General features: G+C 65.8%; 20 protein-coding genes. 5 read left to right on the top strand and 15 right to left on the bottom strand.

Going from position 1 to position 21,312, the window contains the following annotated elements; all coding sequences use genetic code 11:
* Window positions 1–11 precede the first annotated feature (11 nt).
* On the top strand, window positions 12–941 hold the full coding sequence (locus tag RM530_RS05160; protein WP_311364144.1) for an outer membrane protein assembly factor BamD: 930 nt from the start codon (window positions 12–14) through the stop codon (window positions 939–941).
* Between the two features lie 33 nt (window positions 942–974).
* Here RM530_RS05160 and RM530_RS05155 read toward each other — a convergent pair whose 3' ends face one another.
* The 3 genes from RM530_RS05155 to sucC all read right to left on the bottom strand — a co-directional run bounded on the left by RM530_RS05155 (window position 975) and on the right by sucC (window position 4,779).
* Window positions 975–2,594, bottom strand: coding sequence for an NAD+ synthase (locus tag RM530_RS05155; RefSeq protein WP_311364143.1), 1,620 nt, complete (start codon window positions 2,592–2,594; stop codon window positions 975–977).
* Between the two features lie 131 nt (window positions 2,595–2,725).
* Window positions 2,726–3,601 carry a succinate--CoA ligase subunit alpha gene (sucD, locus tag RM530_RS05150; protein WP_311364142.1) on the bottom strand — a complete coding sequence of 292 codons (876 nt, stop codon included), beginning with the start codon at window positions 3,599–3,601 and terminating at the stop codon, window positions 2,726–2,728.
* A 14-nt stretch (window positions 3,602–3,615) separates the two neighbouring features.
* Window positions 3,616–4,779, bottom strand: a complete 1,164-nt coding sequence (gene sucC / locus RM530_RS05145; protein ID WP_311364141.1) for an ADP-forming succinate--CoA ligase subunit beta — start codon at window positions 4,777–4,779, stop codon at window positions 3,616–3,618.
* A gap of 242 nt (window positions 4,780–5,021) precedes the next feature.
* On the opposite strand from sucC, the gene RM530_RS05140 reads away from it, so the two are divergent.
* Together RM530_RS05140 and RM530_RS05135 are read left to right on the top strand one after the other, a co-directional pair.
* Entirely contained in the window at window positions 5,022–6,632 is a 1,611-nt protein-coding gene (locus RM530_RS05140; protein ID WP_311364140.1) for a sensor histidine kinase, read from the top strand.
* Entirely contained in the window at window positions 6,629–7,966 is a 1,338-nt protein-coding gene (locus RM530_RS05135; RefSeq protein WP_311364139.1) for a sigma-54-dependent transcriptional regulator, read from the top strand. The genes RM530_RS05140 and RM530_RS05135 overlap by 4 nt, the downstream gene beginning before the upstream one ends.
* A gap of 46 nt (window positions 7,967–8,012) precedes the next feature.
* Here the strand turns inward: RM530_RS05135 and RM530_RS05130 are convergent, their stop codons facing one another.
* The 9 genes from RM530_RS05130 to miaB all read right to left on the bottom strand — a co-directional run bounded on the left by RM530_RS05130 (window position 8,013) and on the right by miaB (window position 16,860).
* Window positions 8,013–8,708, bottom strand: a complete 696-nt coding sequence (locus tag RM530_RS05130) for a DUF2461 domain-containing protein (protein ID WP_311364138.1) — start codon at window positions 8,706–8,708, stop codon at window positions 8,013–8,015.
* Window positions 8,705–9,523, bottom strand: coding sequence for a hypothetical protein (locus RM530_RS05125; RefSeq protein WP_311364137.1), 819 nt, complete (start codon window positions 9,521–9,523; stop codon window positions 8,705–8,707). The genes RM530_RS05130 and RM530_RS05125 overlap by 4 nt, the downstream gene beginning before the upstream one ends.
* Window positions 9,507–10,055, bottom strand: coding sequence for a sigma-70 family RNA polymerase sigma factor (locus tag RM530_RS05120; protein WP_311364136.1), 549 nt, complete (start codon window positions 10,053–10,055; stop codon window positions 9,507–9,509). The genes RM530_RS05125 and RM530_RS05120 overlap by 17 nt, the downstream gene beginning before the upstream one ends.
* Complete coding sequence (locus tag RM530_RS05115) at window positions 10,036–11,754, bottom strand: vWA domain-containing protein (RefSeq protein ID WP_311364135.1); 1,719 nt, start codon at window positions 11,752–11,754, stop codon at window positions 10,036–10,038. The genes RM530_RS05120 and RM530_RS05115 overlap by 20 nt, the downstream gene beginning before the upstream one ends.
* A gap of 90 nt (window positions 11,755–11,844) precedes the next feature.
* Window positions 11,845–13,089 (bottom strand): lipoprotein N-acyltransferase Lnb domain-containing protein, encoded by a 1,245-nt coding sequence (locus tag RM530_RS05110; RefSeq protein WP_311364134.1) that lies wholly within the window; start codon window positions 13,087–13,089, stop codon window positions 11,845–11,847.
* Between the two features lie 99 nt (window positions 13,090–13,188).
* Window positions 13,189–14,040, bottom strand: a complete 852-nt coding sequence (locus RM530_RS05105) for a CorC family transporter (RefSeq protein ID WP_311364133.1) — start codon at window positions 14,038–14,040, stop codon at window positions 13,189–13,191.
* The gene (gene ybeY / locus RM530_RS05100) at window positions 14,037–14,486 is read right to left on the bottom strand and encodes an rRNA maturation RNase YbeY (protein WP_311364132.1); all 450 of its coding nucleotides are present in this window, start codon (window positions 14,484–14,486) and stop codon (window positions 14,037–14,039) included. The genes RM530_RS05105 and ybeY overlap by 4 nt, the downstream gene beginning before the upstream one ends.
* Window positions 14,483–15,484, bottom strand: coding sequence for a PhoH family protein (locus RM530_RS05095; RefSeq protein WP_349256182.1), 1,002 nt, complete (start codon window positions 15,482–15,484; stop codon window positions 14,483–14,485). Before RM530_RS05095 ends, ybeY begins: the two co-directional genes overlap by 4 nt.
* Window positions 15,485–15,516: 32 nt before the next feature.
* Complete coding sequence (miaB, locus tag RM530_RS05090; RefSeq protein WP_311364130.1) at window positions 15,517–16,860, bottom strand: tRNA (N6-isopentenyl adenosine(37)-C2)-methylthiotransferase MiaB; 1,344 nt, start codon at window positions 16,858–16,860, stop codon at window positions 15,517–15,519.
* Window positions 16,861–17,004: 144 nt separating this feature from the next.
* Here miaB and RM530_RS05085 point away from each other — a divergent pair, with 144 nt between their 5' ends.
* Window positions 17,005–17,871, top strand: a complete 867-nt coding sequence (locus RM530_RS05085) for a methylated-DNA--[protein]-cysteine S-methyltransferase (protein WP_311364129.1) — start codon at window positions 17,005–17,007, stop codon at window positions 17,869–17,871.
* Window positions 17,868–18,545: a class I SAM-dependent methyltransferase gene (locus tag RM530_RS05080; protein ID WP_311364128.1), complete on the top strand. Its 678-nt coding sequence runs from the start codon at window positions 17,868–17,870 to the stop codon at window positions 18,543–18,545. The genes RM530_RS05085 and RM530_RS05080 overlap by 4 nt, the downstream gene beginning before the upstream one ends.
* Here the strand turns inward: RM530_RS05080 and RM530_RS05075 are convergent.
* From RM530_RS05075 to RM530_RS05065, 3 genes are all read right to left on the bottom strand, one after another.
* A complete protein-coding gene (locus tag RM530_RS05075) occupies window positions 18,542–19,921 on the bottom strand; it encodes a WS/DGAT/MGAT family O-acyltransferase (protein WP_311364127.1) in 1,380 nt (459 codons plus the stop codon). The genes RM530_RS05080 and RM530_RS05075 overlap by 4 nt on opposite strands.
* Window positions 19,922–19,990: 69 nt before the next feature.
* The gene (locus tag RM530_RS05070) at window positions 19,991–20,776 is read right to left on the bottom strand and encodes a crotonase/enoyl-CoA hydratase family protein (RefSeq protein ID WP_311364126.1); all 786 of its coding nucleotides are present in this window, start codon (window positions 20,774–20,776) and stop codon (window positions 19,991–19,993) included.
* Between the two features lie 44 nt (window positions 20,777–20,820).
* Window positions 20,821–21,249, bottom strand: a complete 429-nt coding sequence (locus RM530_RS05065) for an OsmC family protein (RefSeq protein WP_311364125.1) — start codon at window positions 21,247–21,249, stop codon at window positions 20,821–20,823.
* Window positions 21,250–21,312 lie beyond the last annotated feature (63 nt).

The raw sequence follows: 21,312 nt of genomic DNA, 5'->3' as shown, positions 1-21,312 counted from the left end.
AAAACGTTTCCATGACCTCAATCCGACTGCGGCCCGTGATGGTCGCAATGTGCGTCCTGTTCCTCGCCGCCTGCGCAGGCAAGACTCGTCCCGAGGACGACGATCCTGCGCTGCTCAATGCCGGCAAGACCCAGGAGGAACTGCGCGCCGAAGCGGTGGAGATGTACCGCGACGCCCGTGAAAAGCTGGATTCCAGCGACTACGCTACCGCCCTGCAGAACTACGACCGCATCAAGGCGCGCTTCCCGTTCAGCGAGTTTGCAACACAGTCGGAACTTGAGGGGATTTACGCGCAGTATCGCAGCTATCAGCCGGAGCAGGCACTGTCCGCCGCCGACCGGTTCATGCGCGACCATCCGCGCGATCCGCGCATCGACTATGTGCTGTACCTGCGTGGCCTGATCAACTTCCAGAGCGTCGAAAGCGCGTTCGACGGTTTCCCGGGTTTCGATCCGACGCGCCATGACATGGGCGATTCGCGTCGGGCCTTCGACGATTTCGGCCTGCTGGTGCAGCGCTATCCGAACAGCAAGTACGCCGCCGACGCGCGTCAACGCATGCTCTATCTGCGCGACCGCGTCGCCACGCACGAATTGCACATCGTCGACTTCTATCTGCGCCGGGGCGCCTACGTCGCGGCCGCGCGTCGCGCCGAGGCCATCATCAGCGACTATCCAGGTTCGCCGGCCAGCTACGAGGCGCTGGCCTTGCTCGAACGCGCCTACACCTCGCTCGGCCTGACGCAGCAGGCTTCCGAAGCCCGCAGTCTGCGTAAAGCCAACAGCCAGGCGCTCGAAGTGGCACAGGCGCGCGAACTGGAACGCAAATCCAGGCCAGGGTTCTTCGAACGGCTTGGAAACTGGTTCAGCTTCGGCGACTCCGAGGACAATGACGGCAACACCGGTCAGTTGCCGGATGCCCTACCGCCGGGCGACGCCTGAAGCCCTTGCCGGTGTCCCCGACACGTCGAAACTTCAAAGATCCCCGTACACCGCGGTGATCGGGTAGCGGCGCTCGCGGCCGAACGCGCAGTTCGTCACCTTCGGACCCGGCGGCGCCTGGCGCCGCTTGTACTCGCTGCGACGAACCAGGGCCGCCACCTTGCGCACATCGGCTTCGTCGAAGCCCATCGCCACGATCTCGGGGATTGAACGCTGCGCTTCGACGTAGGCCTCCAGGATCGGGTCCAGCACCGCGTAATCCGGCAGTGAATCCGAATCCTTCTGATCGTGCCGCAACTCCGCCGTCGGCGGCCGTTCGATCACGCGCGGCGGTATCACTTCCGACACGCTGTTGCGGTAGCGTGCGAGGCCGTAGACCAGGGTCTTGTAGCAATCCTTGATCGGCGCGAAGCCGCCGCACATGTCGCCGTACAAGGTGGCGTAGCCCACCGCCATTTCCGACTTGTTGCCGGTGGTCAGCACCACATGACCGAACTTGTTGGACAAGGCCATCAACAGTACGCCACGGCTGCGCGACTGGATGTTCTCCTCGGTCAGGTCCGGCTCGCGGCAGGCGAAGGTGTCGGCCAGCACGCCGGTGAAGGCTTCGTAGGCCGGTTCGATCGGCAGAACCGAATACTTCGCGCCCATGCGCCGCGCCTGCTCGGCCGCGTCGGTGTTGGACATGTCGGCGGTGTAGCGCGAAGGCAGCGACACCGTCCAGACCCGCGCCGGCCCCAGCGCATCGACCGCCATCGCGGCCACCAGTGCCGAATCGATGCCGCCGGACAGGCCGATCAGCGCCCCCGGAAAGCCGTTGCGATCGACATAGTCGCGTATCGCCTGCACCACACCCTTGTAGATCACGGCGTGTTCGTTCCGAGGCGCCCGCTGAGCGGCCGGCATGAAACGGTTGCCATCAAACTCGACCAGATGCAGGCCCTCCTCGAACAGCGGCGCGCGCATCGCGAACTCACCGTCGCCGTTCATGGCCGCCGAGTCGCCGTCGAAGATCAGGTCGTCCTGGCCGCCGACGAGGTTGACGTACAGCACCGGCAGTCCGCTTTCGCCGGCGCGCTCGCGAAACACCGCCTCGCGCTGCTGAGCCTTGCCGATCGCGAAAGGCGAGGCATTGATATTGAGCAGCAGCTGCGCGCCGGCCCTGCGCGCCTGCGCCGCAGGCGCCGGCCCCCACAGATCCTCGCAGATGCACAGCCCGACACGCATTCCGCCGAGTTCGAACACCGCCGTGTCGTCGCGGCCAGGCCGAAAATGGCGGCGTTCGTCGAACACGCCATAGTTCGGTAGCAGCTGCTTGCGCGCGTGGCTGATCACCTCGCCATCGCGGAATACGGAGGCCGCGTTGTACATGCCGTCCCGCGCGTATTCAGGATGCCCGACGGCGACGTGAATGCCCTGGACTTCGCGACGGATGCGCGACAGTCCCTCCTCGATCACCGGCGGCAGACCGGACCGCAACAGCAGATCGTCCGGCGGATAGCCGATCAGCGACAGTTCCGGAAACGCGATCAAATCCGCGCCGTGTCGGTCCCTGGCAGTGTTGGCCGCATCGATGATGCGCTTGACGTTGCCGTCGACATCGCCGACCCAGAGGTTGATCTGGGCGGCCACCAGCTTGATTGGACGAGTCATGCGCAGGCCTTCCCGGCGCCCTTGTGCGGCGCCTCAGACGAACAAACGGCAGCCCGGGCCTGTGCCCGAACCGCCGTCCGATACCACCTCACCGTCGATGCCATCACGGTGGAATTCGACGACAAACGGACTCAGGCGCCCATCAGTTGTTTGATCGCCGAACCCAGATCCGCCGGCGAGCGCACGGTCTTGACGCCGGCGGCTTCCAGCGCCTTGAACTTCTCGTCGGCCGTGCCCTTGCCGCCGGAAATGATCGCGCCGGCATGACCCATGCGCTTGCCCGGCGGCGCGGTAACGCCGGCGATGTAGGCCACCACAGGCTTCTTGACATGATCCTTGATGTATTCGGCCGCCTCTTCCTCGGAAGAACCGCCGATTTCGCCGACCATGATGATGCCTTCGGTCTGCGGGTCCTCGTTGAAGCGCGCCAGTACTTCATTGAAGCCCATGCCGCGCACCGGGTCGCCGCCGATGCCGACGCAGGTGGACTGGCCCAGGCCGATCTGCGTGGTCTGGTGCACGGCCTCGTAGGTCAGCGTGCCGGAGCGCGAGACGATGCCGATCTTGCCTGGCATGTGGATGTGGCCCGGCATGATGCCGATCTTGCATTCGCCCGGCGTGATCACGCCCGGACAGTTCGGCCCGATCAGTACCGCGTCCGGATAGTTCTTGAGCGCGGCCTTGACCTTGACCATGTCGATCACCGGTATGCCCTCGGTGATGCAGATGATGACCTTGATGCCGGCGTCCGCGGCTTCGAGGATGGCGTCGGCGGCACCGGCCGCGGGCACGTAGATCATGGACGCTTCGGCACCGGTGGCGGCAACCGCGTCATGCGCGGTGTTGAACACCGGACGATCGAGATGCGTGGTGCCGCCCTTGCCCGGCGACACGCCGCCGACCAGCTTGGTCCCATAGGCGATGCTCTGCTCGGAATGAAAGGTGCCCTGCTTGCCGGTGAAGCCCTGGCAGATGACCTTGGTGTTCTTGTCGACGAGGATGCTCATTGCGGGGCTCCGGCTTACTTGATGGCGACGGCGGCGACGACAGCGTCGGCCGCTTCGGTGAGATCAGTGGCGGGGGTGATGGCGAGTCCGCTGTTGGCCAGCATGTCGCGTCCCTTCTCCATGTTGGTGCCCTGCAGGCGCGCCACCACCGGCACCTTGAGCCCGGTCTGCTTGACCGCCTCGATGATGCCTTCGGCGATCAGGTCGCAGCGCACGATGCCACCGAAGATGTTGACCAGGATCGCCTTGACGTCCGGCGAGCTGGTGATCAGCTTGAACGCATTGGTCACGCGCTCGGTGGTGGCGCCGCCGCCGACGTCTAGGAAGTTGGCGGGCTGGCCGCCGTGCAGCTTGATGATGTCCATGGTCGCCATCGCCAGACCGGCGCCGTTGACCATGCAGCCGATGTTGCCCTCCAGCGACACGTAGTTGAGATCGTGCTGCAGGGCCACGCGCTCGCGCTCGTCCTCCTGCGAGGGATCGCGCTTCTCGGCAATCGCCTTCTGGCGGAACAGCGCGTTGTCGTCGAAGTTGAGCTTGGCGTCGAGCGCGAACAGATCGCCCTCGGCAGTGACGATCAGCGGATTGATCTCGACCATGCTGCAGTCGCGCTCGACGAACAGCTTGTAGAGCCCGAGCATGATCCTGCTGAACTGGTCGACCTGCTGCTTGTTCAGGTCCATGAAGAAGCCGAGCTGACGCGCCTGGTACGGCTGCAGGCCGGCGGCCGGGTCCACGGCGATGCTCTTGAGCTTCTCCGGGGTTTCCTCGGCCACGTCCTCGATATCCATGCCGCCGGCCGGCGAGCACATGAAGACGATGGTTTCGGTGCTGCGGTCGACCACGGCGGACACGTAGAGTTCGCGCGCGATGCTGGAGGGCTTCTCGACCCAGACCGAGTTGATCGGCAGGCCGGCGGCGCCGGTCTGCTTGGTCACCAGCTTCTGCCCGAGCATGCCCTTGGCGGCATCGGCGGCTGCGTCGGCATCGTTGACCAGCTTGACGCCGCCGACCTTGCCGCGGCCACCGGCATGGACCTGCGCCTTGACGACGACTCGGTTGCCCAGGTCCTTGGCGGCCTGGCGGGCGGCTTCTGGCGTATCGGCCAGCCGGCCTTCCGGCACTGGAATTCCGTAACGCGAAAAAAGTTCTTTTGCCTGATACTCGTGCAGGTTCATGGCGTCTTCCGGAGCTGTGCCGACACCAGAAGGTATCGACGATGATGGACGAGGGATGTTGCGGCGCGCGATTTTCCCCCAATCCAGCCGTCCACGCAAAATAAGCTTCATTACCGCCTGAGCCGATCGATGATCCGAACTGTCCCCAACATGACCGCCGAGCCGCGCAAGCGCCGTCCGCAAGGTCCCGGGCCGCCCCCCGCCGGCGCAGCCTCGACGACACCGACGGACCTGGAATGGCCATGCTGAATCCGGCCGCCCCGGACCGAACGACGGCAGCTACCGTCAGCTCGACGCGAGAGAGTGACTGGCAGATCCTGCTGGCGATCTGCGGCTATCGTCTGCTGCTGGCGGTCCTGCTTGTGGGCCTCTACTACAGCCGGGTGGCGCCCACAGCGCTGGGCAGCGAGCAGCCCTGGCTGTTCCAGCTCAGCATCTTCTGCTACTTCGGCGCGGGCATCCTGACCACACTGGCGATGCAATGGCGTGCCGCCGGACTGATCGTGCACGCCACCCTGCAATTCACGGTCGATCTGGTCGGGCTGTCGCTGCTGCTGCTGAGCAGCGGCGGTGTCGACAGCGGCTTGGGCGTGCTGCTGATCACGCCGACCGTGGGCTATGCGCTGGTGCTGCCGGGGCGTCTGGCCCTGCTCACGGCCGCCGCCTCGACGCTGGCGCTGTTCAGCGAGGAGATCTACCGGCAGCTTCGAACCGGCTGGAGCGCCGACGACTTCACCGCAATCGGAATCCTGGGGGTCATTTTTTTCGCCACCGCAGCCGGCGCCAATCAGATGGCGATGCGCGCGCGCAAGAGCGAGGCACAGGCGGCACGCGTCGGCAGCGAGCTCATCGATCTGTCGCGCATCAACGACAGTATCGTCGAGTCGATGCGCACGGCCGTGATCGTGCTCGACAACGACAACCGCATGCGTGCCTTCAATGCGGTCGCGCGGCGCCTGCTGCGTCTGGAAAGCGGCGCTGAAGCATCCCCGCGACTCGATCAGGTGCCCGATCTCGCCGAAGCCGTGGGCCTCTGGCGCGAGGCCCTGCCCGGCGCGTACTCGCCGATCGTGCTCGGTAACGTGGAGCTGATGCCGCGCTACACCCGCCTGGCGACCGGCGACGCGGCACCGATCCTGATCACGCTTGAGGACGCCGCGCAGATCCGCGCCGAAGCGCAACGCATGAAACTGGTCGCGCTCGGCCGACTCTCGGCGAGCATCGCCCACGAAATCCGCAATCCGCTGTCGGCGATCCAGCATGCCAGCCAGCTGCTGGGCGAAAGCGAGCGGCTCGACGTCGAGGACCAGCGCCTGCTGGACATGATTCAACGTCACGGCCGGCGGATCGAACGCATCGTCAGCGATGTACTGACGCTGTCGCGACCGCAGGCGCGATCGCCGGGCACGCTTGCCCTGGCCGAACACCTGCGCCAAAGCCTGAGACAGTACCTGGAGATCCACCCGCGGGACTCGCGCAAGGTCGATCCACCGCCCTCCAGCCTCAAGGCCTCGGTGCGCTTCGATCGCGACCATCTCAACCAGGTGTTGTTCAATCTGTGGGACAACGCCTTCGAGCACGGCGGCCAGCGGGTCTCACAAACGATCGGCACCACCGACAGCGGCGCCCCGTTTCTCGAAATCCGCGACGACGGACCGGGCATCGCCGAGGATCGGCGCGATCAGATCTTCGAACCGTTCTTCACCACCGCGCACGGCGGGACCGGCCTCGGCCTTTATCTCGCGCGCGAATTATGCGAATACAATCACGCGCGGCTGATCTACCGCGCCGTTCCCGAGGGCGGCGCCTGTTTCCGCATCATCTTCGCCCGCGCCGGAGGAACCCGTCCTTGAACCAAGCACTCGGCCTGATCGTCGACGACGAAGCCGATATCCGCGAATTGCTGGAGATCACCCTGTCACGCATGGGCGTGCGCAGCGAAGCGGCCGCCAGTGTCGCCGAGGCCAGGGACCAGCTGGCGCGCCACAGCTTCAAGCTGTGCATCACCGATATGCGCCTGCCCGACGGCAGCGGGCTCGACGTCATCGCACACATTCAAAAGCACTGTCCGCAGACACCGGTCGCCGTCATCACCGCCTACGGCAACGCTGAAGCTGCGGTGGAAAGCCTCAAGGCCGGCGCCTTCGACTTCGTCTCCAAACCGGTGGATCTCGGCACCGTGCGCAAGCTGTTCGACGCGGCGCTCAAACTCGGGAGTCCACCATCGCCGCCGGCGACCGCCAGCGGCGTCGAACTGCTCGGAAATTCCCCCCGTGTGCAGCAGTTGCGTGCGCTGATCGCACGTGTCGCACGCTCGCAGGCACCATTGCACATCACCGGAGAATCCGGCACCGGCAAGGAACTCGTCGCCCGCATGATTCACCAGCGCAGCCCACGCGCCGGAGGCCCGTTCGTCCCGGTGAACTGCGGCGCCATCCCGACCGAGCTGATGGAAAGCGAGTTCTTCGGTCATGTCAAAGGCAGCTTCACCGGCGCCACGCGCGACAAGGCCGGCCTGTTCCAGAGCGCCGAAGGCGGCACGCTGTTTCTCGACGAGGTCGCCGATCTTCCATTGCACATGCAGGTCAAGCTGTTGCGCGCCGTGCAGGAACGGGCGGTGCGCCCGGTCGGCGCCGAACTGGAGATTCCGGTCAACGTGCGCATCATCTCGGCCACGCACAAGAACCTGTCGGAGCTGGTTCGCGACGGCGCATTCCGGCAGGACCTCTACTATCGCCTCAATGTCATCGAAGTCCAGACCGCACCGCTGCGCGAACTCGGCGACGACATCCCGGTGCTGGCTCGGTACATCCTGCAGCGCCTGTCCGCCGAGGCCGGATTCGAGACAGCCCCCGCGATCGACAGCGCAGCCATGCAGCGCCTGCGCCTCTACGACTTCCCCGGCAATGTCCGCGAGCTGGAAAACATCCTCGAACGGGCCGTGACGCTGTGCGACGGACAGACCATCACGGTCGAAGACCTCGCCTTGCGCGACGATCCCATCCTGACGCCGCCGCACGCGGCGTCCGGCAAAGCCTCACTGCCCGAGCACATGCAGGACATGGAGCGGCAGGCGATTCGCGAAGCGCTGGAGAAAGCGCGCTACAACAAGACGCGCGCCGCCCAGCTGCTGGGCATGTCCTTCCGCGCGCTGCGCTACAAGATCAAGAAACTCGACATCGAATAGAGCGTTTGCCAAGACCACGCCCTTTCGGTCGCCGAGGCCGGTGCGCCTAGAAGTCGATCTCCACCGCGTCACACAGCCAGTCGACCAGTGGCGCCACCTGATCGAATGCCGTAATGATCGTGCGGCCGAACCGTTCCGACAGAACCTCGTCGTCGGAAAGCCCCCGCGACAGCACGAAATCCTTGCGTTTGAGATGCTCGATCAATTCGTGGTCCGGCTCGTAACCGCGCGGCGCACGCAGCAGTGATTCTCCGCCCCAGACGAAGCCCCGCTTCTCAGCCTGAGTGCACACGGCCTTCCAGCTCACGGGATTGGCGATCAGGTAGTCGCGGATCTTGCGCAGTGCCGCCGCCTGCGGATGCCACAGACCACCGCCGACGAAGCTGTTGCCGGGTTCGATGTGCAGGTAGAACAGCGGCGCATCGCCATCACGGCCGCGTTCGTGAAAAAAGCGCAGGCCGATCCAGGTCTTGTACGGCAGCTTGTTGTTGGAAAAGCGGGTGTCGCGCTGAATCCTGAACAGCGAGCCGCCCACGGCCTTGGGTACGGCGCGGAACTTCGGGCTGATTGCGGCCAGGGGTTCGGCCAGATCGGTGATCAGCGCCAGCGCCGGGCCGCGCACGGACGCCTCATGGCGTGCCTTGTTCGCGGTGAACCACTCGCGGTTGTTGTTGCGCGAAAGCTGTTGCAGAAACTTGAAAGTGGCTCCGTCGAAGTACGGAGTCGCGTGCGACTTGCTCATCTCGGCGGATGTTCCATGTTGCGAATCCAGCGATGCAGAATCGGGCGCAGGGGCTGAAGTTCTCCGTCCTGCTCGATCTGTGCACCCTCGTAGTCCGGCAGCGCGCAATAGTCCACGAAATCCGCAGCCAGTGAGCAGCGCGTGCCGGAACGCGCCCAGCGCTGCGTCCAGACCTCGGCCAGCGCGGAGCCGGACAGGCTTTTGCCGTCGAGACGAACCGTTCCGTCCGGCAGTTCGCGCACGTGGTCGATCAGCCGCTGAATCTGCGGGTCGTCGGAAATCAGCGGGGGTGACGGGTTCGCAGCGCCGCGAGGCGGCGGCGCGGCCATCTGCGGGTTCGGGCCGTGCAGCGAGCGTGGCGCCGCAAAGGCCTGGGCGCGTGGCTGCGCAGCGCGCGCGGACGCCTGCTTTTGCGCAAGACGCTGTTGCTGCGCATCCTCGGCCCGTATGGCTTCGGCGGCCTTCTGCGAACCCGGGGCCGCAATGTCGCCAGATGCGGACGGCGCGGCCGAGCCCATCGCACTGTCGGAATCGGCGCCGACGTCCGCCGCCGGTGTCCGCAGCAGATTCCAGCCGACGGCCACGCCGAGCACCATCGTTGCGGCCACGGCCAGGACCGGCTGCCAGCGGTGCCCGCCACGCTTGGCTGTGCCGGCCTGCGCCGCCGCGGCGGCCTTGGCGAGTATCGCTGCGTCATGCCCGGTGGGACGCTCGACCCGCGCCTGCGCGTAGTGACGCGACAGCGCATGGCGACCGGCCAGATAGTCATCCAGTTCGCGATCGCGACCGGGATCGCGCTCATTCGAGGCAGTCATGCAAGGCCTCCTTCAGCTTGGCCAGCGCGTAGCGCAGCCGGCTCTTGACGGTTTCGCGACCCACGCCCTGCAGCTCCGCCATCTGTTCCAGCGTCAGTTCGCCCTCTTCGCGCAGTACGATCAGCTCGCACTGTTCGAATGGCAAGCCAGCGAGTTCGACTTGCAGACGAGCCACGCAGTCCTCGGCGGCGGCACGGCGTTCCGGCGAAGCCGAGGGATCGGCCTGTTCGTCGGCCAAAGTCTCGCTGCTGCCGCGCGTCGCCTGTGCGCGCCAGTGGTCGACCATGCGATTGTGGGCGATGCGGTACAGCCAGGTCTTGAATCCGGCAGTCCGAGCGTAGCGCTGACGCGCCTCGATGACCCGCATCCACACATCCTGCGCGAACTCGGCGGCGTTCGCTGGCGAACCGCTGGCACGCAGGCAGTAGCGATACACCGGATCGGCGTGGCGCAGGTAGAGGCGCTGGAACGCATGCGCGTCGCCGGCGCCATAGGCCTGCATCAGGGCTTCGTCAGTGTCCGCTTGCGACATCCGTTCCGGTCGTGTGCTGCGCCAGAGACTGCGCCAGATCGACCAGTTTAAGCAGTTCCGCGCGATCGCCATACGGGTCATCACCGCGGCTGTGCGCGGCCAGCGCGCGAATCTCCGGGTAACCGTAGCTTCCCAGATACTTGCCGCCGCGCAGCGACTGCCCGAAGGCCGCGATGGAAGCCGCCCAGCGCGTCGATTCGCTGGCCCGATCGAAATCGGACAGCACCTCGTCGCGACGCACCGGCCGTTCGATCAGTTTCGAGACCTCGCCGTCCGGCGCCTTGTAACGCAGGCGCACCAGGGCCAGTTCACCGCCATGCGGCGCGGCTGTGGCCTCGGGCTGGTAGCGCAGCGGTTCCAGGCGTTGCCCATCGGAACCGAGCAGAGCGATCTCATACAGCGCGGTCACGCTGTGGCCGGCACCGATTTCGCCGGCATCCACCTTGTCATTCGCGAAATCCTCGCGTGCCAGCGCGCGATTCTCGTAGCCGATCAACCGGTACTCGGCGACCACCGAGGGATTGAACTCGACCTGGATCTTCACGTCCTTGGCGATGGTGCGCAAAGTGGCCGCGCGGTTGCGCACGAACAGCTTCTGCGCCTCCATCAAGGTGTCGATGTAGCCATAGTTGCCATTGCCGGCATCGGCAAGCTGCTCCATCAACTGATCATTGTAGTTGCCTTGCCCGAAACCGAAAGTGGACAGTGCCACGCCACCGGCGCGCTCGCGCTCCACCAGATCCTTGAGCTGCTCGAAATCGACCGTACCCACGTTGAAGTCGCCGTCGGTGCACAGCAGGATTCGGTTGATGCCATCGCCGATCATGGCCTGATGCGCGGCGTCGTAGGCGCGGCGAATACCGTCACCGCCGTTGGTCGAACCGCCGGCGCGCAGATCGTCGATCGCCGCGAGGATGGTGGTGCGCTGATCGCCCGGCGTCGGCTCCAGCACCGTGCGCACGCCCGAGGCATAGGTGATCAGGCTGATGCGGTCCTCGGCGCGCAGTTGTCCGACCAGCAGACGCAGCGAGGATTGCAGCAGCGGCAGCTTGTCCTGCGCCTGCATCGAGCCCGAGACATCGACCAGGAACACCAGATTGGACGGTGGTAGCGGCCCTTCGGGCAGCCAGCCCTGAATGCCGACACGCATCAGCAAGGTGTTCGCGTTCCACGGCGTCGGCGCGACTTCGGTCTGCACCGAAAACGGGGTGCTCGACGCGGTGCCGCCAGGCGCCGGATAGGCGTAGTCGAAGGCGTTGATGAATTCCTCGACGCGCACCGCATCTTCCGGCGGCAGGCGTCCTTGCTGCAGGAAGCGGCGCAGATTGGCATAGCTGCCGGTATCCACATCGGCCGAGAAGGTGGACACCGGGTCTTCACCGACGGCGTGCACCGGGTTCTGCGCCAGATGCGCGTAGCGTTCGCGCTCTTCGAGGCTCATCGGCGGCAAGGGCCGCGGGCTCGGCAGGACCGACACCGGCGCCATCATCTGCGAACGCAGCGCGTACTTCTGCTGGGCGCCGCTGGCCTGGGCACGCTCCAGCATGATCTGAGCGACCGCGTCGGCCGCTTCGGGATGCGGCTTGGGCGCGACCGGTGGCGTCTGCGTATCCGCAGTCCGCTGCGGCTCACGCGGTGTGCCGCAGGCGGCCGCCAATACGATGGTGGCCAGTCCGGCCGCGACAAGAATCGAGCGCATGGCAACAACTCCGTTATTCAGGTGGTATTCCTGTAAACGGAGGGGCGCGACGATTGGGGTTACAGCAAGCGAAAAAAAACGGGGGAAGGCTCAGGAGGCCTGCGCTCGCCGCCGGTAAAGACACCACCCCAGCACGACATGGCTGGGCGCCAGCAGCAAGGCCCATTGCAGGTTCTGCTGCGGCGCCAGCGGCGTGGCCGCGAGCACCGTAACCAGCAGCGCCGCAAGGCCCAGCAGGCAGCCGAGCAGGTAGGCGCGACTGGATGGATGCCAGCCGGAAAAACCGGCGCGGACCCAGGTCGGCAACAGAATCAAGGCCAGCGGGTTCAACAGCAGCAGGTTGAGGTTGTGCCAGGCCGGCCAGTGATCGGTCAGCAGCCAGAACGCCAGCAGCACCAGTCCGGCCAGCCCGGTGATCAACGAGAACGTATCTGCCAGTAGCGAAAACGCAACACGCGCCGGCTTGCGGCTGCGCACGCAGCCCAGGCCCAGCACCAGCGCGGCGAACAGCAGGCCGGCCAGCGCGAACGGCAGGCGCAGATCCGGCGGCGTGGCTGACTCGATGGCCGCACGCTGCGGCAGCAAAGATACTTCCTCCGCCACCAATGGGCGGCTTCCGCCCTTGCCGTCGTCGATCTGCACGCCACGCAGCGCGTTCATCAGCTTCATCGGGACGAAGGCATCTTCCCAGACGTTGACCGGCACATCGGCGGCCGGTCCCAGCGCCACGTCCATGCCCAGCATCAGCCAGGATTCGGCTGCCGTCAGGCGGGTGACCTCGCGGCGATACGTGGTGCCGGCCGGCAGGGCTTCCAGCTGGCTGCGCAGCGCGCCGTCGAGCACCGAATCGATGGCATCGCGAACCTTGGTCGAACAGTTCGCGATGAAATAGTCGTAGTGGTATTCGACATTCTCGGGGCGCAGGTTCCACTTGAGGAAGTCGCGCAGTTCGCGGGCCTGTCCGGGTGTGAGCGCGAGCTTCTGCTGCACCGCCCAGCGCCCCTCGTAGGCGTACGGCAGCAAGGCGCGGCTGTAAGGTTCCTCGGCGACGCGGTACATCATCTTGCCGCGCGCGAAATTCAGGAAAAAATTCTTCTGCTCGAAATCGAAGATGCCGTAGTTGTAGACGGTGGCCGCGTCGCGCGAGCGTTCAAGAACCAGCAGCGCATTGTGGCCGAAGCGCTCCCAATAGATTTCACCGGGGCCGAAGGTGATCAGGCTGATTTCCGGATTGGCGTCCGGCCGCGCGGTTTGCGCGGACGCGCCCGGCGCGCTCAGGCCCAAGGCGAGCGCGACGAACAACCGCAACAGCAATCGAGTAATAGTCAGAACCATTCCCCGGAATTGAAGACAGGCGGTCACGCGTCCCGGCGTGCCATCCCACTGGTTTAATCACCGCTAATCACCGCTCGCGAAAGCCGTGTGCCGACTCGGCTATTCCGCCGCCAGGGTGACCTGGAGCAGATGCACGCGACGACTGTCCGCGCGCTGCACATTGAACTGGAATTTCCCGAGTTTGACGGCTTCGCCACGTCGCGGCATGTGGCCGAATCGATGAATCACCAGGCCGCCCACGGTATCGAATTCCTCGTCCGAGAAATCGGTTTCGAAGTATTCGTTGAATTCCTCGATCGGCGTCAGGCCGTTGACCAGAAAGCGTCGTTCGTCCTGCTTGAGGATCAGCGCGCCTTCGGATTCGTCGTATTCGTCATCGATATCGCCGACGATCTGCTCGATCACGTCCTCGATCGTGACCAGACCGGCGACGCCGCCGTACTCGTCGACCACGATCGCCATGTGATTGCGGCTGCCGCGAAAATCCTTGAGCAGCATGTTGACGCGCTTGGACTCGGGCACGAACGCCGCCGGTCTGACCAGCGATTCCAGACTGAACGCGGGCTGCGCCTCGGATTTCGAATAGCGCAGCAGATCCTTGGCCAGCAGGATGCCGGAGACCTGATCGCGCGAATCACCGACCGCCGGGAAACGCGAGTGACCGGACTCGACCACGGTGTCCAGAATCTTGTCCAGCGACCAGTCGCTTTCGACCACGACCATTTGCGCACGGGGCACCATGATGTCGCGGACCTGGGTCTCGGCGGTTTCGAGCACGCCCTGGATCATCGACACGGCGTCGGCGTCGAGCAGTTCCTGCTCCTGCGCCTCGGCCAGCACTTCAAGAAAATCCGCCAGATTGCGCGGTCCGCCGGCCAGGCTCTTGCCCAGTCTGCGGAACCAGTTGCCCCCCCCGTTCTCGGGAGGGCGGCTACTATGATCGTCGCTCATTTCGCGTGCTGGTAAGGGTCCGGGAAACCACAGGACGCAAGGATCGCGCATTCACGCGCTTCCATCACCTCGGCGTGCTGCTCCTCGATATGGTCGTAGCCTCGCAGATGCAAGACACCGTGCACCACCATGTGCGCCCAATGGGCTCGTTGTGGTTTGCCCTGCTCGGCCGCTTCGGCAGCCACCACAGGCGCGCAGATCACGATATCGCCCAGCATGAATTCCCCGGGAATCGGGCTTTCGGCCGGAAACGATAGCACGTTGGTGGGCTTGTCCTTGCCGCGGTAATCGCGGTTGAGTTCGCGGCTCTCGTCGGCGTCGACCAGCCGCAGCGTGATCTCGCCGACCGCGTCCTCGCGCGCGGCGGCGGCCCAGGCACGCAGGCTGGCCGGTGCCGGGATGCCGAGCGGCGCCACACGGCGCTGCACCACGATGTCCTCGATCAAGCGGCGCCACCCCGGCCGTTGCCCGGCCCTTCGGTCTGCGCGAGGTCGTGCTGCTCGTAGGCTTCGACGATAGCCTGCACCAGCGGATGCCGCACTACATCCTCCTTGCGGAAATACGTGAAGCTCACGCCCGGCACCTTGTCGAGCACCTCGCTGGCATGCTTGAGGCCGGACCGGATGTGCTTGGGCAGGTCGATCTGGGTGGTGTCGCCGTTGACCACGGCAACGCTGCCGAAACCGATGCGCGTCAGAAACATCTTCATCTGCTCGACGCTGGTGTTCTGCGCCTCGTCCAGAATCACAAAGGATTCGTTGAGCGTGCGTCCGCGCATGAAAGCCAGCGGCGCAACCTCGATCACGGCGCGTTCGATCAGCCGCGCGACGCGCTCGAAGCCGATCATTTCGTAGAGCGCGTCATACAACGGTCGCAGATACGGGTCGACCTTCTGCGCCATGTCGCCGGGCAGGAAGCCGAGCTTCTCGCCGGCCTCCACGGCGGGGCGCGTCAGCACGATGCGGCGCACACGATCGCGTTCCAGCGCATTGACCGCGCTGGCCACGGCCAGATAGGTCTTGCCGGTGCCGGCCGGGCCGATACCGAACGACAGATCGTTCTCGGAGATCGCCTTGAGATAGGCCTTCTGCTGCGGCGTGCGGCCGCGCACCACGCCGCGCTTGGTGCGGATCACGACCTCGCCCTCGGCGCCGGGCACGGCCTCGGTCTTGCGCGCCTGCACGACCTCGCCCGCCGTAGCCTCGGACAAGGCCAGATGCACGTGCTCGGTGGTCAGCGTGGTTTCGTCGTCGTCGCTCTGCTGGTAGAGCGCGCGCAGCACGTCTTCGCCGCGCGTGATTTCCGTTTCCGGGCCGAGCAGACGGAAGCGATTGCCGCGATTGCGGATCTCGATACCGAGGCGCAGTTCGATCTGGCGCAGATGCGCGTCGAACGGGCCGGACAGGTTCGACAGGCGCTGCGAGTCGTCCGGTTCCAGCACCATGTCGAGGCTGCGCGGCTTGGTGGTGGCGGGACTCACGCGGCGGCGCGCTCGCCAGCCAGGCGGCCACGCAGGGAGTTCGGCATGGCCTCGGTGATGACCACGTCCACGAACTGGCCGATGAGGCTCTCCGGTCCGTCGAAATTGACCCAGCGGTTGTGCGAGGTGCGACCGGCGATCTGGCCGTTGCCGCGCCTGGACGGCCGCTCCACCAGCACCGACTGGGTCAGGCCGATCTGACGCTGGCAGAACGCATCCGACAGCTGGCGCACGCGCGCCTGCAGAATTTCCAGGCGACGCGCCTTGGTCTCGGCGGATACGCCGTCGTACAGATTGGCGGCCGGCGTGCCGGGACGCGGGCTGTAGACGAAGGAATAGGCGGCGTCGCAGCGCACCTCGCCGATCAGGTCGATGGTCTGCATGAAGTCCTCGTCGCTCTCGGTCGGAAAGCCGACGATGAAATCCGAGGACAGCGAGATATCGGGACGCGCCTCGCGAATCCGGCGGATCCTGTCGATATAGAGCTCGCGCTTGTGATTGCGCTTCATCATGCCGAGGATACGGTCCGAGCCCGACTGCACCGGCAGGTGCAGATAGCTGGCGAGCTTGGGCACCTCGGCGAAGGCCTCGATCAGGCTGTCCGAGAATTCCAGGGGATGCGAGGTGGTGAAGCGGATGCGTTCGAGTCCGTCGATGCGGTCCAGATAGCGGATCAGCAGGGCCAGATCGCAAACCTCCCCGCCCGGCGCGGCGCCGCGATAGGCGTTGACGTTCTGACCCAGCAGGGTGATTTCACGAACCCCCTGTTCGACCAGACGCAGGCATTCGACCAGCACGTCCTCCATCGGCCGCGAGACTTCCTCGCCGCGCGTATACGGCACCACGCAGAATGTGCAGTACTTGGAACAGCCTTCCATGATCGAGACGAAGGCCGTCGGTCCGTCGGCGCGCGGTTCCGGCAGGCGGTCGAACTTCTCGATCTCGGGAAAGCTGATGTCCACTGCGGTGCGTCCGTCGGCGCCGGCCTGGTCGATCAGCTGCGGCAGCCGGTGCAGGGTCTGCGGTCCGAAGATCACGTCCACCAGCGGTTCGCGCTTCGCGATCGCCTCGCCTTCCTGGGAGGCGACACAACCGCCGACGCCGATCAGTCGATCCGGTCTTTCGGCCTTCCATTGCCGCCAGCGGCCCAGTTCCGAAAAAACCTTCTCCTGCGCCTTCTCGCGCACCGAGCAGGTGTTGAGCAGCAGCAGATCCGCCTCCTCGGCGACCAGGGTGCGTTCGTAGCCATGCGATCTCGCGAGTACGTCGGCCATCTTGGTCGAGTCGTAGTCGTTCATCTGGCAGCCGAAAGTCTTGATGTACAGGCGCTTGGAGGACATCTGCGGTCTGGGCCGAAGGCGGCCGGAAAATCAGGGCCGATCAGTATAACGGAGCCACCCGGCCGATTTGACGGCCGCAAGTTCCGGGTGGCGACGCGAGCACGAAGCGGCGAACATGAGCGTCTGACTCGTCGGTACACCGAGATGGACACCTACACCCGCATCGCCCGCATCATCGAGTTTCTGGCCACGGATGAAGGCCGTACCGCACCACTGCGCGTCGTGGCCGACCGGGCGGGACTCAGCCCCTTCCATTTCCAGCGCCTGTTCGTGGACTGGGTCGGCATCTCGCCCAAGGATTTCCAGCAGGCGCTGACGCTGGTGCAGGCCAAACAGTTGCTGGCGCAGCGCATCCCGGTGCTCGATGCGGCGATATCCAGTGGCCTGTCCGGTCCGTCGCGCATGCACGATCTATTCGTCGGGCTCGAAAGCATGACACCCGGCGAATACCGCGATGCCGCGACCCGTCTCCGCATCTGCTGGAGTTTCGAAGCAACGCCGTTCGGCCGCGCCCTGTTCGCCAGCACCGAGCGCGGCCTGTGCCGGATCGCCTTCGCCGACGACGACGCGCAGGCACTCGATGAACTGCGCGCCGCCTGGCCGGGCGCGCAGTACGTGGCCGACCCTGCGGCCCACGACGGTGCGGCACAGGAACTGTCCAAACGCATGCGCGGCGAGGCACCGCAGCAATCGCTCGGCGTATTGCTGAAGGGAACTCCGCTGCGGATCAAGGTCTGGGAAGCCTTGCTACGCGTACCCTTCGGTGGCGTGGCCAGCTATTCGAGCCTGGCGGCGGCGGCCGGCGAGCCGCGCGCGGTGCGCGCCGTGGCCAGCTGCGTGGCGGCCAATCCGCTGGCCTATCTGATTCCCTGTCATCGCGTGATTCGCAGCAGCGGCGCGATTGGCGACTACCACTGGGGATCGCAACGAAAAACGGTGCTGCTCGCGGCCGAGCAGGCCGTCTCCGCAACACGGCAGCGGCCGGCACCTATGCTTCGGGCGCAGGCATGAACGGGCTGGATGACGTCGGCATCCTCGCCGCCTGGGCCAGCAACGCCGAACCCTGGACGCAGGCCGTGCGCGAGGCGCGGATCGCGAGCCGGCGCGAGGTCACCGACCAGGCCATCGTCGATGCCGTACTGGCGTGCGGTGCGCGCGAGGTTCTCGATCTCGGCTGCGGCGAAGGCTGGCTGGCGCGGCGCCTGTCGCAAGCCGGCCTGCGCGTGACCGGCGTCGACGCGGTGGCCGCGCTGGTCGAATCGGCGCGCCAGTCGGGCGGTGGCGAATTTCACGAGATGAGCTACGAGACACTGGCGAATGGCGCTCTGCCACGCCAATTCGATGCCCTGGTCGCGAACTTCTCGCTGCTCGGCGAGCAGTCGGTGGACGGGTTGATCGCGGCCGTTCCCGGCTTGCTGAATCCGGGCGGCTGGTTGTTGATTCAGACCCTGCACCCGCTGCTGGCCTGCGATGAACAACACCCCTATGTCGACGGTTGGCGCGACGGCACCTGGGCCGGCATCAGCGGCGGCTTTTCCCGGCCGGCTCCATGGTATTTCCGCACGCTCCACAACTGGTGCGAACTCTTGAACCGCGGCGCGCTGCAACTGGTCGAACTGCGCGAGCCGCGCGCCGACACAGCAACGCCGCCGGCGTCGCTGCTGTTGGTCGCCCGCCGCGCCTAAGCTTTGCGCCGCGCCGTCGGCGCGGCGGCTTCGAGTTCGGCCAGCGCGTCTTCCAGATAACCGAGCATGCGCTGCACATGCGGCACGGTGTCGCGACAGGCAATGAAGCCGACGTCGAGGTGTCCGTTGTAGCTCTGCACGGTGATGTTGAGGGCATAACCGTGCCAGATCAGTGACACCGGATAGGTCGCCAGCAATTCGGCGCCACCGAAATAAAGCGGCTTTGTCGGCCCGGGCACATTGGAAATCACCAGATTGAACTGCGCCGGCATGCGGCCCGACAAGCCGGTCATCTGCCCGATCAGCAGCGGCAGATTGCTGAACGTGGTGTAGGCGTCGAGTTCGGCGCGCCCCATGCGGGCGAGCTTCTTCTTGGCGTGGTTCATCGAGCCGTGGATGGCGGCGAGCCGTGCCGAAGGCTCCGCGATATCGGTCGCGAGCGTGACCTGCACGGCGCTGATCGCGTTACCGCCGTCGTCGCGCTGACCGGAGGCGCGCACCGATACCGGCACATAGGACACCAAGGGTTCGTCCGGCAGGGCCTCGCGCTCGATCAGGTACTGGCGCAGACAGCCGCTGCACATCGCCAGAAACACATCGTTGAGGGTGGCACCGTGCGCCTTGGCCACGGCGCGCACCCGTGCGATGTCCCAGGACTGCGCGGCGAAGCGCCGTGCCGGCGTGACGCGCGTGTTGAAGATCGTGTCCGGCGCCTTCTGCGGCAGACCGGAGCCGTCGTCGGCACGCCTGCGCAGGCCGCCCAACCACTGCCTCGCACCCGAACCGTAGCTCCTGATCGCACGACTGAGCGCTGGAGACTGGCGCGGCGCCGGGGTGTTGCTGCGCGCGCGGCCTTCGTTCCATTGCACGGACCAGATCGGCGGCGACTTCTCGTCGGGCCCGGTCGACAGCCGCGACTGCAGCAGCCGCATCGCGGCCACACCATCGACCAGCGAATGATGAATCTTGACGTAGACGCCGAAGCGCCCGCCGTCCAGGCCCTCGATCAGATAGCACTCCCAGGGCGGACGACATAGATCGAGACGCTGCTGATGCAGACGCGACACCAGTGCCAGCAACTCGCGAACCCGCCCCGGCCGCGGCAGCGCCGTGATGCGGACGTGGTATTCCAGATCGAAGCGATCATCCTCGACCCAGGCGGCATCGAGTTGCAGCGGCAGACGCGTGCGCAGCTTGAGATTGAACGGCGCGCCCACGCGATCCAGATCGAGCTGGTCGCGCAGCAGGTTCTGCAGGAAGTCCTCGGGCGCGTCGTCGGGCAGCTTGAACAGCAACAGGCCGCCCACATGCATCGCCGTTTCCGGCGTCTCCATCGTCAACCATCCGGAATCCAGCAGCGGCAACTTCCTGGCCATCATCTCCCCTCGCAGCGGGCTCGCGTTGGCACGCGCCCCCATTTTTGGTCGGCTGATTGTGCCGACAACTCATCGATCCTGCCGGAAGCGGCCGTGACGGCCGGCGCCGGATTCGAAGCGCTGCGCGCCACCCACGGCTTCCCCGCTGGCGAGGCTGGCCTGGCCGAACTCGAATTCGCGCCGCAGCGCCGCAGGCTCATCCAGATGCCATTGCGCCTGGGCGGCGCGGCGGTCATTGCGCAGACAGATCTGCGGAAAGGCCGCCAGCTGACCCGCCAGTGTCCGAGCCTGCTCCAGCGACTCGCCGGCCGGCACGAGCCGATTGACCAGTCCGGTCGCATGGGCTTCCCGCGCGTCCACGGCGCGTCCGGTCAGGATCATGTCCATTGCGCGGCTCATGCCGATCAGGCGTGGCAGACGGACCGTGCCACCATCGATCAAGGGCACGCCGAAGCGGCGGCAGAACACGCCGAACACTGCGGTTTCGTCGGCCACGCGCAGATCGCACCAGGCCGCAAGCTCCAGGCCGCCGGCCACGCAGTAGCCGGAAATCGCGGCGATCACCGGCTTGGACAATGCCATCCGGGTCGGTCCCATGGGGCCGTCGCCGTCCGCGTCCAACCGGTTCATCATGCTCGGATCACCACTGGCCACGGCCTTGAGATCGGCGCCGGCGCAGAAGTGCGCGCCGGCGCCAGTGAGAATGGCGACGCTCAGCGCCGGATCGCGGTCGAATGTTCGGAAGGCCTCGGCCAGTTCGCTTGCGGTATCGCGATCCACCGCGTTGCGCTGCGCCGGGCGGTCGATGGTGACCGTGAGGACGCCAGCTTCAGTCGAGCTTGTAATGTTGGTCATGTCGCTCTCCGGAACGATCGTCCGGAAAGCATAGCCCGATCGCCTCAGGCTTCGAGTTGAGCCGCCATGCTGATCTCGCAGCTGAGCAGCCTGGAGATCGGGCAGCCGGCCTTGGCCTGCGCCGCGATCTCCTCGAACTTCTGCGCTTCCGCGCCCGGAATCCTGGCGATCACGTCGAGGTGCGACTTGGTGACGGCGAAACCGTCGCCATCCTTGTCCAGCGTGATGCTGGCCTGGGTGTGGACATGCTCGGGCGGCATGCCGGCCTGCTCCAGCATCATCGACAGCGCCATTGAAAAGCAGCTCGCATGCGCGGCGCCGATCAGTTCTTCGGGGTTGAGGCCCTTTTCACCTTCGAAGCGGTTGCTGAACGAATACGGAAAGTCCTTGAGTGCGCCGCTGAGCGTGGAGATCGAACCGTTGCCGGACTTGAGTCCGCCATTCCATTTCGCTGAACCCTGGTTCGTGCTCATGCTGTGCTCCTGATTGCCTTGGACGAGGCACGAGGCTAAGCGACAGCGCCTGAACTCTCTGTG

Source organism: Banduia mediterranea (assembly GCF_031846245.1).
Taxonomy (GTDB): Bacteria; Pseudomonadota; Gammaproteobacteria; order Nevskiales; family Nevskiaceae; genus Banduia; species Banduia mediterranea.
The sequence above is the reverse complement of the archived record's forward strand: the minus strand, read 5'-3'. Positions and strand labels throughout refer to the sequence as shown.

Coding starts and splice junctions, on each gene's coding strand:
- RM530_RS05115 (WP_311364135.1), bottom strand. CDS start 11,754: ATGCGCTCGATTCTTGTCGCGGCCGGACTGGCCACCATCGTATTGGCG.
- RM530_RS05095 (WP_349256182.1), bottom strand. CDS start 15,484: ATGGTGCTGGAACCGGACGACTCGCAGCGCCTGTCGAACCTGTCCGGC.
- miaB (WP_311364130.1), bottom strand. CDS start 16,860: ATGTCCTCCAAGCGCCTGTACATCAAGACTTTCGGCTGCCAGATGAAC.
- RM530_RS05080 (WP_311364128.1), top strand. CDS start 17,868: ATGAACGGGCTGGATGACGTCGGCATCCTCGCCGCCTGGGCCAGCAAC.
- RM530_RS05160 (WP_311364144.1), top strand. CDS start 12: ATGACCTCAATCCGACTGCGGCCCGTGATGGTCGCAATGTGCGTCCTG.
- sucC (WP_311364141.1), bottom strand. CDS start 4,779: ATGAACCTGCACGAGTATCAGGCAAAAGAACTTTTTTCGCGTTACGGA.
- RM530_RS05105 (WP_311364133.1), bottom strand. CDS start 14,040: ATGAGCGACGATCATAGTAGCCGCCCTCCCGAGAACGGGGGGGGCAAC.
- RM530_RS05130 (WP_311364138.1), bottom strand. CDS start 8,708: ATGAGCAAGTCGCACGCGACTCCGTACTTCGACGGAGCCACTTTCAAG.
- RM530_RS05155 (WP_311364143.1), bottom strand. CDS start 2,594: ATGACTCGTCCAATCAAGCTGGTGGCCGCCCAGATCAACCTCTGGGTC.
- RM530_RS05085 (WP_311364129.1), top strand. CDS start 17,005: ATGGACACCTACACCCGCATCGCCCGCATCATCGAGTTTCTGGCCACG.
- RM530_RS05065 (WP_311364125.1), bottom strand. CDS start 21,249: ATGAGCACGAACCAGGGTTCAGCGAAATGGAATGGCGGACTCAAGTCC.
- RM530_RS05070 (WP_311364126.1), bottom strand. CDS start 20,776: ATGACCAACATTACAAGCTCGACTGAAGCTGGCGTCCTCACGGTCACC.
- sucD (WP_311364142.1), bottom strand. CDS start 3,601: ATGAGCATCCTCGTCGACAAGAACACCAAGGTCATCTGCCAGGGCTTC.
- RM530_RS05125 (WP_311364137.1), bottom strand. CDS start 9,523: ATGACTGCCTCGAATGAGCGCGATCCCGGTCGCGATCGCGAACTGGAT.
- RM530_RS05110 (WP_311364134.1), bottom strand. CDS start 13,089: ATGGTTCTGACTATTACTCGATTGCTGTTGCGGTTGTTCGTCGCGCTC.
- RM530_RS05075 (WP_311364127.1), bottom strand. CDS start 19,921: ATGGCCAGGAAGTTGCCGCTGCTGGATTCCGGATGGTTGACGATGGAG.
- RM530_RS05120 (WP_311364136.1), bottom strand. CDS start 10,055: ATGTCGCAAGCGGACACTGACGAAGCCCTGATGCAGGCCTATGGCGCC.
- RM530_RS05140 (WP_311364140.1), top strand. CDS start 5,022: ATGCTGAATCCGGCCGCCCCGGACCGAACGACGGCAGCTACCGTCAGC.